Origin of the sequence: Leptospira kobayashii (assembly GCF_003114835.2) — a bacterium.
In the GTDB taxonomy this organism is placed as follows: Bacteria; Spirochaetota; Leptospiria; order Leptospirales; family Leptospiraceae; genus Leptospira_A; species Leptospira_A kobayashii.
This window is the reverse complement of the sequence record NZ_AP025028.1, coordinates 1176678-1192500: the sequence shown is the minus strand read 5'-3', so window position 1 is coordinate 1192500 and position 15823 is coordinate 1176678. Positions and strand designations below refer to the sequence as shown.

The following is a 15823-nucleotide window of genomic DNA, read 5'->3' as shown; positions in this document are numbered from 1 at the left end:
CGAAACAAGTTCCGACAGGTGCGCGTTCCGCCGGCCCTCGTGAAAACGTAGTGCCGATGACAAAACTCCGCCAAACAATCGCAAATCGTTTGGTATCCGCACAACACAATGCCGCCATCCTTACCACTTTCAACGAAGTGGATATGAGCGGGATTATGGATCTTCGCAACAAGTACAAAGACAAGTTCAAAGAGACTCACAATATCGGTCTCGGATTCATGTCTCTTTTTACAAAGGCGACTGTTTCCGCACTGAAAACCTTTCCAGCGATCAACGCGGAAATTCGCGGAACAGACGTTATCTATAAAAACTTTTACGATATCGGAGTCGCGGTAGGCGGACCGAAAGGACTGGTAGTTCCGATTGTTCGGGATGCGGACTTATTGTCCTTAGCGCAGATCGAAGCCGAAATCGCAAGACTTGCAGGCAAGGTAAAAGACGGAAAAGTTTCTTTGGAAGATATGGAAGGAGGAACCTTCTCCATTTCCAACGGAGGAGTTTACGGTTCCATGATGTCCACACCGATCCTCAATCCTCCTCAATCGGGGATTTTGGGAATGCATAATATCGTCAAACGGGCGGTAGTTGTAAATGACCAGATCGTGATTCGTCCGATGATGTATCTCGCCCTTTCCTACGACCACAGAATTGTGGATGGAAAAGAAGCGGTTCAGTTCCTCGTAAAGATCAAAGATGCAATCGAAGACCCTGCCCGTCTTCTACTTGAGGTATAAGAGATTACATGGAACAATATGACGTAATCGTAATCGGTGCGGGTCCCGGTGGATATGTTGCGGCAATCCGTGCCGCACAACTGGGCAAAAAAGTAGCTATCATTGAAAAAAGAAAAACCTTAGGAGGAACTTGCCTGAATGTGGGATGTATTCCTTCCAAGGCACTCCTTGATTCTTCCGAAGAATACGACAAAGCCAAACACAAACTAGGCGACCATGGAATCACAATCGGTTCCGTCAAAATCGACATCAAAAAAATGATGGAGAGAAAGGACAAAGTGGTAGGTGAAGTGACTTCCGGGGTGGATTACCTCATGAAGAAAAACAAAATCACCCGTTACCTTGGACTTGGGAAATTCGTATCCAAAACGGAAATCCAGATCACAGGGGATGATGGTAAAACGGAAAATATCTCAGGCACAAATATCATCATCGCTACAGGTTCCACTCCGATCGAAATCCCTCCTCTTCCCGTAGATGGAAAAAACATCATCACATCGGATCATGCGATCGCATTGGATTCCGTTCCGGAACACCTAATCATTGTAGGTGCCGGAGTGATCGGACTCGAGCTTGGTTCCGTTTGGGGAAGGCTCGGTGCGAAAGTTACCATAGTGGAACTTCTCCCCCGATTGTTCGGAACAGCTGACGCTGCCATCGCCGGACTTTCCCAAAGAATTTTGGAAAAACAAGGTATGAATTTTTTATTCGAGACCAAAGTCCACGGAGCCAAAGTAAAAGGCAAAAAAGTGGAAGTCGAGATCGAAGACAAAGAAGGAAAAAAGACGATTCTAGAAGGAGACAAGGTGCTTGTTTCCATAGGACGCCGTCCGAATACGGATGGGCTCGGTGCCAAAGAAATCGGAGTCGAGTTCACGGAACGCGGCCGAGTCAAAGTCAAACCGAACCATTTTCAAACGAACATTCCTAACATTTACGCAATTGGCGATGTAATCGACGGACCTATGCTTGCTCACAAGGCGGAAGACGAAGGGATTGCGGTAGCAGAACTCATTTCAGGCCAATTTGGCCATGTAAATTACAGAGCGATTCCTTCGATCGTTTATACCTGGCCGGAAGTGGCTTGGGTGGGACTCGGAGAAGAAGAACTGAAAAGCCAAGGGATCGAATACAAAGTAGGAAAATCCATCTTCAAAGCAAATGCACGTGCCAAAGCGATGAATGAACCGGACGGACAAGTGAAGGTACTCGCCGATAAAAAAACGGACAAACTTTTGGGTGTCTATATTGTAGGACCTCGTGCGTCAGATATGATTGCAGAGGCTGCTGTTGCATTTGAGTTTGGGGCCAGTGCCGAAGACATTGCACGTTCCACACACGCTCACCCCACTCTATCCGAGATTTTAAGGGAAGCCGCCATGGATGCCGATGCAAAATGGTCGATCCATTCGTAAGTAAAAAATGATACCGAATTCGTTTCATATACAAGGGAGAACAAGATGACTACGGAACAGATGATGAGTTTATACGGCGACAATGTTGTCGTATTAGAAGAGTTATACGAGCAATTCAAACAGGATCCGACTTCGGTATCTTCGGATTGGGCACTTTTTTTTCAAGACCTGGACAGAAGCTCTACCTCATCCAACGGGAATGGTTTCAGCGGAAACGGCTATGTAAACTATACTTCTTCCGAACACAGAAAGGATTCTTCTCTCAACGATTTCGGTATCATAAATCTCCTCAATGCTTACAGAAGACAAGGCCACTTGGCTGCCAATCTTGATCCGCTCGGGATCAACAAACCGAATCGTGAATTCATCGATCTCAAAGTCAAAGCACTCAAAGCAACCGATTTGGAAGCGGAAGTGGATTCCGGCGTTGCCAATCTGGGAAAAACAAAATTACAAAATGTAATCAATTGGTTCGAAAAAACCTACTGCGGCTCCATCGGTTCGGAACATTACTACCTGGTCAATGACGAGGAAAGAGAGTGGCTGCAAAACAGAATGGAACCGCTCGCTAATAACGAACCCATTCCCAAAAAGACCGCATTACGACTGTTTGAAAAACTCTACCAGGCGGATACTTTCGAAAACTTCCTCGCAAAAAAATTCGTAGGAAAAAAAAGATTCTCCCTCGAAGGCGGAGAGAGCATGATCCCTATGCTCGATACCCTCGTGGAAGAAGCGGGCATGCATAAGATGGACGCTCTTGTCATAGGAATGGCTCATAGAGGAAGATTGAATGTTCTTGTGAATGTGATCCGCAAACCTGCGGGACTTATCTTTGCCGAATTCGAAGAAAAATTAAACCCGGGTCAACTGGGATATGCGGACGTAAAATACCATTTGGGTTATTCCAATAACGTAATGACCCATTCGGGAAAGGAAGTGAAACTTTCTCTCGCATTCAACCCATCCCATTTGGAAGCTGTGGATCCTGTGATTGCAGGTTCCGTTCGTGCCCGCCAAGAAATGGCAAAAGACCACGATCATTCCAAGTTTATGCCTGTGGCAATTCACGGGGATGCTGCATTTGCAGGTCAAGGTGTTGTTGCGGAAACTTTTAACATGATGAACCTCAACGGTTATACTGTGGGGGGAACCTTCCACATTGTAATCAATAACCAAATCGGATTCACCACTCTTCCCAACGAATCCCGTTCCACTTTGTATGCAACCGATCTTGCCAAAGGATTTCAAGTTCCCATCTTTCATGTGAACGGAGATGATCCCGAAGCGGTTTATCGCGTCACAAAACTCGCATTAGAATACCGCCAAAAATTCAAAAAAGACGTAATCATTGATTTGATCTGTTACCGCCGTTTGGGTCACAACGAAACGGATGAACCTACATTCACTCAGCCTCAGATGTATGAGATCATCAAAAAACATCCGAAGACTGTAACCCTTTACGAAGAAGCTCTTTTGAAAAGAGGAGATATTTCGGAAGAAGAAATCCAGTTCATCAAAACAGGAACCAATGAAGGTCTTGAACTTTCCTTCCAACAAGCCAAAGAAAAAGACACTCGCATTACAGTGGATACTCTGGGTGGAGTTTGGTCCCGTTATTCCAAAGAGCCTCTTGATTCCGACATTCATACTCAGCTCTTACAACAGCAACTGGGCGGAATTGTAAAATCAATCACAACGATCCCGCAAGGTTTCACAGCAAACCCGAAACATGTAAAAGTGTTGGAAGACCGTAAAAAAATGGGAGCGGGAGAATTGCCGATTGACTGGGGATTTGCGGAAGCGTTGTCTTTCGGATCCATTTTGGAAAACGGATTTCCTATCCGCTTGGCAGGTCAAGATGCTCAGAGAGGGACTTTCTCTCACAGACATTCCGTTTTATCGGACACTACCAATGGAGTGAAACTCACCCTACTCAATCATATAAGCGACAAACAGGCGAAAATCGAGATCGTAAACTCTTCGTTATCCGAATACTCCTGCCTTGGATTCGAATACGGATATTCTCTTGCCGACCCGAGTTCTCTCGTACTCTGGGAAGCTCAGTTCGGCGACTTTGCAAATAATGCACAAGTCATCTTCGACCAATTTGTTTCCAGCTCGGAAATCAAATGGCAAAGGATGAGCGGACTGGTATGTTTATTGCCTCACGGTTATGAAGGCCAAGGTCCGGAACACTCTTCCGCAAGACTCGAAAGATTTTTGCAACTATGCGCCTTGGATAATATGCAAGTGGCAAACCTGACGACTCCTGCACAGTATTTCCATATCCTACGCAGACAAATTTTGCAAAGCTTTAGAAAACCGTTGATCATCACCACACCAAAATCCCTTCTTCGTTTGAAAGAAGCCGCCTCCAGTTTGGAAGATATCACAACAGGTGCTTTTAAAAAGATTCTACCTGATCCGGTCGCCAAACCGGAAAAAGTCGATCGATTGTTATTCTGCTCCGGTAAAGTTTATTATGATCTACGCAAAGCGGTAGACGCTGACAAAAAAGAAAACGTAGCAATCGTTCGGGTAGAACAGCTTTATCCTTTCCCGGAAAAACACATCCAACAGATGATCACAAGTTATCCTAAGATCAAAAAGTTTGTATGGGTTCAGGAAGAACCGAAAAACCAAGGAGCTTGGTCTTTTATCCGCGATCGAATCGAAGCGGTAATGCCGGAAAACAAACGACTTCATTATGCAGGTCGTTCCGAATTCCCAAGCCCTGCTTGCGGTCACGTAGTAACGCATCTAAAAGAACAAGAAACTCTAGTGAAAGAAGCTCTCGGTTAACGAGAGTTTTTTGAAAAATTTTCTTTAAATCGTCAAATGAAGGGGATACAAACTCCCCTTCATCTTTCCATCCGCCTTCCAGACGTCAAAAAAAGAATTCTAGTCTCAATAAAGTATGGACCATTTCACAGAATGGGCGCGCATATAACTTGGATCGCTTCCTTTAATTTGATTTTAAAACTTGCATTAGAATCGCAGGAAAATTTGAAACCTTGTGCCATTGCTTGCAATGTATTCGTTATTTGTTCCGGACCAATACCTTTCTTAATATAATACGTATTCAACTTGGAATCACGAATGGCTTCGATCAATGCCAGATAAAATTTCTCTTCGTATGAGCAAGCTAGTCCACTCACCAAACCTTTGCTTGTTGCAATAAGATCATCTGCCTCACTACTTTTTCCTCCCACATACCTGCCGAGCCAAGCCTCCAAAGCCAGAAATAATTTCTCCTCAATCGGGATCTTCTTTTGGTTTAAAATCTGGTCGGCTGACCGGAAGGACGTTGCAAAAAAATAACGAAGTCCCTCTTTGAACAAATCCTCTTTATCTGCAAAATACAAATAAAGCGCCTGCCTGGAAATGGAAACGGATTTTGCAACATCATCCATAGATGTTTTTTTAAACCCGTATTTCAAAAAGACACCGATCGCTCCCTCTAAAATTTCAACTTTTCGGGGATCCGTTTCGATATCTTCATTCGGAATCAATTTGTCTGACACAAAACAAACTTGACAATTATTGTCATGTTTGTCAAGTAGGATTTACAAGGAATCAATCATGTATTCAAACCAAATTTTCACTCCCTATCGATTGCCAAATGGGCTGACATTATCCAATCGCCTGGTAAAAGCCGCAATGGAGGAAAACCTTGCAACCGAAGAACAAACTCCCGGTACGGCTTTATGGAACTTATATGAAACTTGGGCAAACGGAGGAGTCGGCCTTATCATCACAGGCAATGTTATGATAGATGGCAGGGCACTTACCGGGCCCGGCGGAGTGGTTTTAGAATCAGACCATTTTTTAGAAGATTTCCGAACTTGGGCCGAAAAAAGCAAATCCAATGGAACCAAGATAATCATGCAAATCAATCATCCCGGTAGACAGGTGCTATCGAAAATGGGTGGCAATGTATGGGCGCCTTCAGCGATTCCATTGAATATGGGCGGATTTTCAAAGATGTTCGGGTTACCGAAAGAAATGACTATATCTGAAATTGAAGAAACCATACAAAAATTTTCAAATACGGCGGTTCTTGCCGAAGCTGCTGGATTTGACGGAGTAGAGATTCATGCGGCGCACGGATATTTAATCAGTCAATTTCTTTCGCCTCTTTCCAATCGCAGAACGGACCGTTACGGTGGTAGTTTGGAAAATCGTACAAACTTTCTTTTGGAAGTTGTATCAGAAGTTCGAAAAAAAGTGAAACCGGAATTTGCGGTCAGCGTGAAATTGAACTCCGCAGACTTTCAAAAAGGAGGATTCGATATTGAAGACGCGAAAAAAGTCATATCAATGTTAGCTGACACGAAAGGAGTGGATTTCGTGGAATTATCCGGTGGAAGTTATGAGGCACCTGCCATGCAAGGAGATTCCCGGGACGGCAGAACATTGGCAAGAGAAGCTTATTTTTTGGAATTTGCAAAAGAAATCACCAAAACATCTCCGATTCCGATTATGATTACAGGAGGAATCAAAAGAAAGGAAATTGCTGAGGAAGTGATCGCAAGCGGTGTTTCTTTGGTTGGAATCGCGACGGCGCTGGCATTGAATCCCGATCTGCCGAATGATTGGAAGAACGGGAAAACAAATGTAAACCATTTACCAATGATCAACTGGAAATCAAAACCTCTCGTTGCACTAGCTAATATGGCTATGGTGAAATATCAATTAAAGCGTATGGCAAAAAGGAAAAGACCTTCTCTGAATATCTCACCGATTTTGACAGTAATCAAAGACCAATTCAGAACGAATTCACGAATAAAAAAATACCGAGCATGGAAGAAAAAAAATTATCCTAGTTAGGCGAAAATTCACATGAATGAAGCTATCGTGAGAAGGCAAAACTGCGAACTTTTCTGAATAAAATTCCAAGAAATGACGTCTTCGCTTTACAAACCGAAGGCGATATGATAGAAGGAACTCATTGGGTGGCGGGTGTAGTTCCCCACCCAAATCAGGGCGGGGATACCAAAATACAACCTTTACTTAAAATTCAAATGTTACCTGAAATCAAACTTTTAAAAGAAAAAAAATTAGTCGGTCTCAAGACGGAAATGTCCTTTGCAGAAAATAAAACCGGTGAGTTGTGGAAAAACTTTATGCCGAGATATTCTGAAATAGGAAACAGAGTCGGCAAAGATCTTTTCTCCTTACAAATCTACGATCCCTCATTTGCGAAGGGAAACTTTGATCCGCATCTTAATTTTTGTAAATGGGCGGCTGTTGAGGTTTTTGATTTTGAGATCATTCCAACCGACATGGTTACGCTCACCATACCGGAAGGCAAATATGCGGTATTTTCATATAAAGGTTCTTCGGCAGAGGCTAACGAATTCTTTCGATATGTCTTTTCCGATTGGTTGCCTAAGTCGGGCTTCCGCTTGGATCATAGACCGCATTTCGAAATTTTAGGTGATAAATACAAAACAAACGATCCGAATTCCGAAGAAGAAATTTGGATTCCGATTCAGTAGTAACTATATTGCCAAGTAGTATAGACTGCGAATGGTGCCTTATGCTATTCAAACTGTTTTGCTAAAACACCTTTTGCAGTAATCACATCATAAGAAAAAATTTCCTGAGGAATTTCCGGCTCAGGCTTTTTTCCTTTTGCCTTTTCAGACGCAACGGGTGGGATTTTTTTAATGATGGAAGAAATTGTATTTTTCGCGGTATTGTAAATCAATTTTCTGAATACATAACCTTGAGGCAGTATATCGTTTAACTCTTCTTTATCGGGATCATAAAGATACAGTCTTTTTGCATCCTTATGATTCAAAACTCCGTCTTTGTTTGTGTCTTCCGTTGCGGCAAAGACAAGAAGTCTTTTGTCCAGGCTGAGCGAATCCAATTTAGGTTCATCAATATTGTTCGAAATGATTTGTTTGGAAAACTCTCCCAAAAAATAATCCCATACGTATACATTGCGTGGAAAAAACTTTTTCACAGCACCGGTCTTTAAATTCACCGAATATAGGTTACGCGCATGAGCCATCGTTCCGTCAGGGCCGTAACCGCCGGACTCCGTTACAAGCCCTACAGGATAAATGTAAAACTGTTTCCAGAATACTTTCCCATTTCCATTTTCCAAATCAAATTCATCGGTTGGTTCCGGATCGGTGTCTTTGTCTTCAATCGGATCAACGGTCACTTCGTAACCCGACTCATAGATTTTCCAACTTTTGGAAAGGCTAAATGTCAACACTGCCAATACCAAAAGAAGAAATAGAAATACACCGATTCGAAATTTTTCCATGTTTACCGTTTTTTATATTCTTTGATCGCGGAAATGACTTCATCTTTTTCAGCATCAGTCATATATGCGAATAATGGAAAGTTTAGAACGGAAGCGGAGATCCGTCTAGCATTTTGGTCTTTCCCGAATCTTTGGATCAAATGCGGTTTGGCGCCAGGTTGATCGGACATCGCACCAGGATAAATATTTCCGAAACCGATTCCTTTTTCTTTTAAAACAGCTTCGATCTTCGGCCTTTCTTCCGGAGAAACAAGGGTTACATTGCAATAACCGTTTTCCGTATATCCTTTCGGAGGATGGATCGGTTCAATCCCAAGGCCCGGTAAAGTTTTGTAATAAAATTCCGCAGCTTGTTTACGGGACTCTATTCTTTTGCCCAAATGTTTCAAAGATAGATTGAGAAATGCAGCTTGCAAAGAATCCAATCTGGAATTCCAACCGATATCTCCGTGTTCGTAATGAGAAGTGCGGCCATGGTTGGCAAGTCTTCGCGCGATCACGGAAAGTTCTTCGCTATTTGTAAAAATAGCTCCTCCGTCTCCGGCAGCACCTAACACCTTTGCAGGGTAAAACGAAGTCGTGGAAATCAAGGCATCTTTATAAATGGATTCGTTATTGTATAAGACTCCGAAACATTGCGCACCGTCTTCAATCAGCGGAACATTTCTTTCTTTGCAAAGTTTACGATATTCTTCGATACGGGAAGTTCCCCAACCGTAAAGATGAACTATCATGGCAGCCTTAGGCTTCACTGTGTCCAGTGCTTCTTTGAAAGTATCGAAGTCCATTTGCAAATCACCTGAATTGGTATCAACGGTATAAGGATCAGCTCCCACATTGACAACAGATTCGAAAGTCGCCCAAAAAGTGGAATCAGGCAATATCACTTTGTCGCCTCGCTTTACACCTACTGCACGTAAGGCGATCTGCAACGCATCCGTTCCGTTTGCACATGCAACGGTGTATTTTGCACTTGTCGTTTGCGATAAACCGCTTTCCAGTTCGGATACTTCCGCGCCGCCGATGAACTGCGCATTTGCAGACATGGTTTTTACTTTTTCATTCCACTGGTCTAAAAAACCAGGCTCAAATCTTTTGATATCGATAAAGGGGACTGCCATAACTTTTCCTGTTTTTATTACTTACTCATAATATAATCTTCAATAAATTTGTACCATTCTTTGGTGTAATAAGTCCACATAAAGAACAGAGCCCAATACACAACGGTTCCATACGAAAGAACGGGTATCAATGTTTTACTTAAATTGTTCGAGGCTGAATAGTAGATTCGTATCAACACAAGCGGCCATAACAAAAAAAGAAATACATAAATTGCCTGTCCCATACTTCCAAGCCAGGACAAAAGTTCTCGCTTCGGACTTTCCTTCCAACGCGCCACTCCCGCCCAAAACTCGGGAAAAAACTGAACCATATAAAAACAAAACACCAGAAAGAAAAAGAACTTCCAATGAGTTTCCAAATCTTTACGAAACAGACTGAGAAGTAGTCCGATGAACCATATAAATAAAATTGGAAATGCTAATTGGTCGAGTAAACTCATGATTATGCTTTTGTTACTAATTTCAAACAGGAAATAAGACCCGTAGGATCCGCTTTGCCTTTGCCTGCGATCGCAAAGGCTGTTCCATGATCGGGGCTAACCCGTAAAAATTTCAATCCTAAAGTCACATTTACACCTTCCTTTCCTTCTTGCATTTTGAAAGGTATAAGGCCTTGGTCATGATAACAGGCCAAGAATAGATCGAATTTTTTTTGGAATTCGGGTAAAAACGCCGAGTCTCCGGGAATCGGACCTTCGATTCTAAGATTGGCAGAACGGAAAAGTTCCATTTTAGGAATCAAAATATCCAATTCTTCTCTTCCTATTTTCCCACCTTCTCCGGAATGAGGATTGAGTCCGAGAAGACAGATTTTAGGTCTCTTCAAAAGTTTGGTGGATTTGATAGCAAGGATCAGCTCAGACCAATTAACATGGGTAAGTTCTTCTGCAACTCCCGAGATAGGAACATGAGTGGTGAGAGGTATCACTTTTAAATTTTTCCCGGTCATCATCATAAATGTGGGAGTATTGTATTCTTCTGCCAAAGTTTCGGTATGACCCCGAAAACCGGAAATGCCCGCTCGAATGACCCATTCTTTGCTCAAAGGCAAAGTGACAAGAGAAGCGTTCTTGATCTGTTTTTGGATTTGGATGGCGGTAAGAAGTGCCTGGAAAGCGGTGCGCCCCGAAGCCTCACTTGGTTTTCCCAGTTTGATTTTTGGAATTTCTTCCTCAGTGAGATAGGCTTTTCTAAGGGAAAAAAGCCCGTTTGTTTTGGGAAGGTCTTCCACTTCTGAAAAACCTTTTGCTACAAGCTTATGATTCCCACGAACAAGAATGATTCGATTTGTTTTGGAAAGAGAACGAAGTGTAGGAAGGCTACCCGCAAGTAACTCGTAATTGATACTAGCGGGGTCTCCTTCGGAGAGAAGAATCGTCTTCAACTATTCTTTTGTGTTAGGTTGTTTCCCGAAGATTTTTTCTACGCTCAGTGAGTCTTTGGAATACTCAAGTTCGATCAAATCCTTGGCACTGTGTTTGAGATCATTGGAAATCATACAACGGCCTTCTAGGATCACCCCGTTTTGGATGATAAGCTCGGGAGTTTTGATATCTCCTAAGATTTTAGAAGTAGGTAAAAGCATCACCCTGTTTCTAGCTGTCACATTTCCAACAACGATACCTTCTACTATCACGCTTGCCGCAGTGATGTTTGTTTTCACCTTGCCCGTAACACCGATGTAAAGGTGTTCCGCTTGGAGCGATTTACCTTCAAATTTTCCATCGATTTTGAGGGAACCGTTGATAAAGAATTTACCATTGAAGTAGGAGTTTTCTCCGATTGTTGAGTTGGTTACTTCTGTTTGGTTTTTCACTAAAGCCATGCTTCTTATGGTCCCTAAAGTTTGAGTTTTTCCCAGTTTGGGAGAAGATGCCCCGGAAGAAAAGGTTTTTTTAGCTTCTAAAAGACGGGAGTTTGATCAAATCTACGGATTCATCCACAAATTGTTGGAATTCCCGAAGTGCCTCCATAATGGAACGCCCTTCCAACATGGTCGCTTTTTCAAACCTGGGGTTGAATTTAATCGGTTCCTCCATGTTCATAATCACATTATTCCCTTCTTTGATTTCATCATTTACAGAATGAAGGAATTCCTGGAATTTCACAAAGGTCTCGTAGGATTCCGCGATAAAGATCCTGGACTGTTTGTTTTTCATACGGGAAAGCTGTTCGCGAAACTCCTGTTTGTCGGCTGCGGCGTATTCTTCGATGGTTTCGATCAGAATCTTCATATTTCTGCGAAGATTTTCCATATATTTCAAAACGGAATCCCTTTCCGTAGCATGAGAATAATCAAACTTGATATGCGCATCTCCTACAACCGGAATGTATTCCAAATCCATTATATTTACCAGAGTGCCGATCTGATTGATCTCCGTATCATTCGCATTAGGTGTAATTTTCATGACCGGGTATTGTGAGATGACTTTGTGTTTGGTTCCAGGATTTTCAGCGCGCGCTTTTACGTTCTGCATCGCCTGATCCAGGTTTTCAGGAACTCCCTCGGGAGACACTTCCTGAACTCTTCGGCGATACCTTTCTATATCAAATGCCACTCTTTCTTTTTGGGTGTCATTTTTTGCATTTCTTTCGATCTTTTCCAAATGGCGCAACATCTTCTGCAATTTGGTAAGCTCTAATATCTGTTCTTGCGTTAACGGCATTTAGATATCACTCATTTCATCAGGAAATACGGGGGTTTTTCCCATTTCTTCCAATGTGGAAAGAATGGAACCTGCAAGTTCGATTTCCCCTTTTCTCTGTAAGGCTCTGGCATATAAATAAAGAGGAATGGGTAAAAAACGAAGTCGTCCCCCTTTCTCGTAAAAATCCAAAAAGGAATCAAAATCTCCTTTTCGATACCGGATGAGTGCCACTTGCAAATTGGAAAAATATGAATAAGGAAATTGGGAAATTTCCGTTTGAATCGCTTTTTCAAAACGGTCCCCTTCTTTATCAAAACGAAGAAGAGTTACGAGAAACGGATCGAAAGGAAAACCGACATTGTATCCGAATTCGATTTCTTCCTCTTCCCAGTCTCCCCGAAATATTTTCTTTATATCATCCAAATAAAAAGAAAATTCGTTTTTCGAAAGTAATTTCTTCGCATAACGAACCAAAACGAATGCGGGGACTTTTCCGAGAACGATTGATTTGAATTTTGTTTTTTCCCAATCCTTCCACTCCGGATAAAACCCGGATAAAAACTGAAGAAATTTGAGAGTATCCTCTCCCTTCCAGGCAAGTTTCGCTATCGAATCCAGCAAAACACCTGATAGTTGCCAATATCCTTCTTTTAAAACCGAATTTGCGATCAGCTTGTAATTAACCGATTCGTAATTGCCCCGGGAATACCAAATCAGTGATTGTAAAATGGAATCGTCTTCTTCGGGTTCGTGTTCTTCCCAACCGAGAAGAGTCAAAAAACGTTTACAATCTTCAGACAGCCCGAATTCCTTTTTGGTCATTTCCACCCAGGCTTTGAAATCGGTAATGTCTCCTGTCAAAAGAAAACTAATCCCAAGTAGTTCCCAATCTTCCCTTTCCACTTCCTCCCACTCTTTTCTTTTGCAAACGAGCCAGATCATATTTCGCATTTCCAGAGAAATCGGAGGGCCTGGAGGAGAAAACGGGAAGTGAAATGTATTCTCTGTACGATTTTGAGTCAGAAAGGAACAAACTTTAAAACCTCCCGAAAAATCGGTCGATAAATATTGTATGTAGTTAATATAACGATTGTATTTACCTTGGAAAGAAGAGCGTAAACTCTTCCAGAAGGCATCCAATGGAACCGGAGCAAGGGTGGAAACGGCTGTCGGCTCGTTTGTTTCCGTGGAAGAGGATGGTTTTTCTTCCGTCTGCTTTGTAAAATGAAGTCGGATTTCAGGCCAAGGTAATTGTGTTTCGATGTTTCGGCTCATAAGGAGGGTGCCCTTTCCCTCTAAAATTCGTAATTATAGGAAGTATGCATGAGGTTTTTTTGGGTAGCAAGTAGAATTCTTTTGGTTTATTTGGCCATCCCTTCCCTATCTGCACAAGATGACATTTATTATTGGGTAAAATCCCACCAATGGGATAAAATCGAGTCACATTTTCAGAAAACTTCCCCTTCCCGGGAAAGCGAAGTGTACAGTCTGATCGAATTTCACGAAAAATCACCTAACGGGAATAAGGAAACCAGGTTCCGTTATCTGATCTCTCTCGTGAGAGGAGTGTTCGTCAGCGAAACTTCTCCCGAAGAAGTGAAAAAAATTCTCACTCAGACCATGCCGTTCCAAACAACTCTCTTTCGGCTGACTTATTGGAAACTGTATACGGAGATCTCTCAGAGAAATTATCTGAATACGGAAGAAAAAATCTTATTTTTATCAAGACTGAGCTGGGAAGAAGATCCCATTTGCAGAAAAGCATTCGATGAATTGATAAGACTTCTTGCCATCGAAAACAGATGGAAAGATATTTTGGAAAGAAGTCAATCCTTGTCCGATTCGGTAAAGTATTATCTCCTCACTCCCGATTCCCAATACAGACTCGGGAAAGCAAAACTAATGCTAGGTGACGAAAAAGGAGCGATCGAAGAATGGACCGTTTGCCTGCAAAGAGATACCATACAGGAATACACGGTTCAGTACATAGCTGCCGATTGGGGAAAATGGAAGGGCAATTCCAGTATCCACCAACTTCCCGTATCCGAGCTGACTTTGTTTTTCCCTGCGATCAACACCGCTGACAAAGAAGCAATTTTCAAATCAAGGCCGGAAATGTTTTCCTCAAGGCTCCAATTTTACCAAGGATTCAAACATCTCACTCTCCAACTAACGAAACTGGATCGAACGGACGAATTGTATCGGGTTCTCCGGGCCAATAAAAATTTCACCGAAATTGATCCGGGATGGATCGGTGTATTGGGAGATATTTTATATGCACAGAACAAATTCCATAAGGCAATCGACCTGGTAAAAAGTTTCGGGGGAAAAGATCCCGGAACCTACCGAATCCTTGCCGCCTCCTACGATAGATTAGGCGAAAAAGATTTGTATTTTGAAAATTTGGTTCATTACTTGGGAAAGTATCCGTTCAATCTTTTTTATCAGGACAGACTACTCGATTCCCTTGTGATGAGAAACAACGGAAGTATTTCCTACGCTCCAATTTCCCAGTTTGAAAAGGCACTGTCCGAAATTCCGAATCTTCCCGTCAAAGGAAGGTTAGTTTATTGGTATCTGAGAGCATTGCAATCCAAAGGGGAAACGGAAAGATTACAAAAGGAACTGAAAAGATACTACCTACTTTGCCCCGGATCTTATTATACCAGAGTCATTCGGGAAGAGTTTATCACTCAGATCCAAAAAGAATCCAAGCCGGACAATCCTGTTTATAGCAAAGACAGCCTATATGAATATCTTTCCCATACGGCGGGAATCCCTGAAGAATCGGCAAGCCTCATCGGTAAAAACCTGGGGTTCGCCTATCCGAAAGGTTCTTACGAATTGGGAGTCAAACTTTCCAACGCAAGTAGCCGCATCCAAGGAAACCGTACTTTGTTACTTGCCTCCGATTATTTCAAAGTCGGTGAAGATGCGATGGGACTTTCTCTCGTACATCATTATTCCCTGAAAGAAAAATTATCGGAAGAGGAAAAAGAAGAAATACTGGTGGGAATCGGAGACCAATCAAAGAACACGTATTATACGGCATTTTATACGCGTTCCCTTTTGAAACGCTATATGATTCCCGATGATCCGATTCTACTTCCTACTCAAGTATCCATGCGTATTTACCCCAGACCGCATAGAGACTTGGTGAAATCCTATTCCGACGAAAACGGGATTTCCGAAGACATGGTTTATGCCCTTATGAGACAGGAATCCTTTTTTAAGGAAACAGCCACTTCAAGATCCAATGCTCGCGGTCTCATGCAGATCATGCCGGCTACGGGAAGAGAGCTTGCTCAGAGAATGGGGGTCAAAGATTACTCTTTGTACACTCCCAACGTCTCGATTCGTTTGGGGACAAAATTTTTGGCTTACCTATTGAAATCAAACGAGAACCAGCTGCGCTGGGCTTCCATCGCCTACAACGGGGGTCCCGGAAATCTTCGTAAGTGGAAAAAGCAAGTTTATAACGGGGATTTTAACCATTTCCTAGAAGACCTTCCTGTTAAAGAATCTAGGGATTATTGTAGAATCGTTGTGTCGAATTATTACGCATATGACATTTTGAAAAAATACCATAAGTTGTAAAAAATAGCTTTTCTCCGGGGTT

The 15823-nt window shown here is 42.4% G+C and carries 14 protein-coding genes (1 of these 14 running past the window's edge); 6 read left to right on the top strand and 8 right to left on the bottom strand.

From position 1 onward, the window contains the following. The 3 genes in view from odhB to DI077_RS05235 are tightly spaced (at most 45 nt apart) and all read left to right on the top strand, a layout consistent with a single transcriptional unit that may run on beyond the window. On the top strand, positions 1 to 734 hold the 3' portion of the coding sequence (odhB, locus tag DI077_RS05245) for a 2-oxoglutarate dehydrogenase complex dihydrolipoyllysine-residue succinyltransferase (protein WP_109018528.1). Its footprint begins 505 nt before the window's first position; only the last 734 of its 1239 coding nucleotides appear in the window; its start codon lies off the left edge, out of view; the stop codon is at positions 732 to 734. 8 nt (positions 735 to 742) lie between these two features. Continuing rightward, positions 743 to 2149 (top strand): dihydrolipoyl dehydrogenase, encoded by a 1407-nt coding sequence (gene lpdA, locus DI077_RS05240; protein WP_109018529.1) that lies wholly within the window; start codon positions 743 to 745, stop codon positions 2147 to 2149. 45 nt (positions 2150 to 2194) lie between these two features. Next, complete coding sequence (locus tag DI077_RS05235; protein WP_109018530.1) at positions 2195 to 4954, top strand: 2-oxoglutarate dehydrogenase E1 component; 2760 nt, start codon at positions 2195 to 2197, stop codon at positions 4952 to 4954. 125 nt (positions 4955 to 5079) lie between these two features. On the opposite strand, the gene DI077_RS05230 is transcribed toward DI077_RS05235, so the two are convergent. Continuing rightward, positions 5080 to 5676, bottom strand: coding sequence for a TetR/AcrR family transcriptional regulator (locus DI077_RS05230; protein ID WP_167837065.1), 597 nt, complete (start codon positions 5674 to 5676; stop codon positions 5080 to 5082). A 58-nt stretch (positions 5677 to 5734) separates the two neighbouring features. Here DI077_RS05230 and DI077_RS05225 point away from each other — a divergent pair, with 58 nt between their 5' ends. Both DI077_RS05225 and DI077_RS05220 read left to right on the top strand, forming a co-directional pair. After that, on the top strand, positions 5735 to 6982 hold the full coding sequence (locus DI077_RS05225; RefSeq protein WP_109018532.1) for an NADH:flavin oxidoreductase/NADH oxidase family protein: 1248 nt from the start codon (positions 5735 to 5737) through the stop codon (positions 6980 to 6982). Positions 6983 to 7086: 104 nt separating this feature from the next. Continuing rightward, on the top strand, positions 7087 to 7653 hold the full coding sequence (locus DI077_RS05220; protein ID WP_242935368.1) for a GyrI-like domain-containing protein: 567 nt from the start codon (positions 7087 to 7089) through the stop codon (positions 7651 to 7653). Between the two features lie 44 nt (positions 7654 to 7697). On the opposite strand, the gene DI077_RS05215 is transcribed toward DI077_RS05220, so the two are convergent. From DI077_RS05215 to DI077_RS05185, 7 genes are all read right to left on the bottom strand, one after another. After that, on the bottom strand, positions 7698 to 8435 hold the full coding sequence (locus DI077_RS05215) for a hypothetical protein (RefSeq protein ID WP_109018533.1): 738 nt from the start codon (positions 8433 to 8435) through the stop codon (positions 7698 to 7700). Positions 8436 to 8437: 2 nt separating this feature from the next. After that, positions 8438 to 9556 (bottom strand): DegT/DnrJ/EryC1/StrS family aminotransferase, encoded by a 1119-nt coding sequence (locus DI077_RS05210; RefSeq protein ID WP_109018534.1) that lies wholly within the window; start codon positions 9554 to 9556, stop codon positions 8438 to 8440. 17 nt (positions 9557 to 9573) lie between these two features. After that, positions 9574 to 9996, bottom strand: coding sequence for a hypothetical protein (locus tag DI077_RS05205; protein ID WP_109018535.1), 423 nt, complete (start codon positions 9994 to 9996; stop codon positions 9574 to 9576). A 2-nt stretch (positions 9997 to 9998) separates the two neighbouring features. After that, the gene (locus DI077_RS05200) at positions 9999 to 10940 is read right to left on the bottom strand and encodes a PdxA family dehydrogenase (protein ID WP_109018536.1); all 942 of its coding nucleotides are present in this window, start codon (positions 10938 to 10940) and stop codon (positions 9999 to 10001) included. Further along, the gene (locus DI077_RS05195; RefSeq protein ID WP_109018537.1) at positions 10941 to 11381 is read right to left on the bottom strand and encodes a bactofilin family protein; all 441 of its coding nucleotides are present in this window, start codon (positions 11379 to 11381) and stop codon (positions 10941 to 10943) included. It abuts the gene before it with no gap. Positions 11382 to 11451: 70 nt separating this feature from the next. Further along, positions 11452 to 12222: a hypothetical protein gene (locus tag DI077_RS05190; protein ID WP_109018538.1), complete on the bottom strand. Its 771-nt coding sequence runs from the start codon at positions 12220 to 12222 to the stop codon at positions 11452 to 11454. Continuing rightward, positions 12223 to 13479, bottom strand: coding sequence for an LBF_1011 family protein (locus tag DI077_RS05185; RefSeq protein ID WP_109018539.1), 1257 nt, complete (start codon positions 13477 to 13479; stop codon positions 12223 to 12225). A gap of 48 nt (positions 13480 to 13527) precedes the next feature. Between DI077_RS05185 and DI077_RS05180 the strand changes: the two genes are divergently transcribed. Next, the gene (locus DI077_RS05180) at positions 13528 to 15801 is read left to right on the top strand and encodes a lytic transglycosylase domain-containing protein (protein ID WP_109018540.1); all 2274 of its coding nucleotides are present in this window, start codon (positions 13528 to 13530) and stop codon (positions 15799 to 15801) included. The last annotated feature ends 22 nt before the right edge of the window (positions 15802 to 15823 follow it).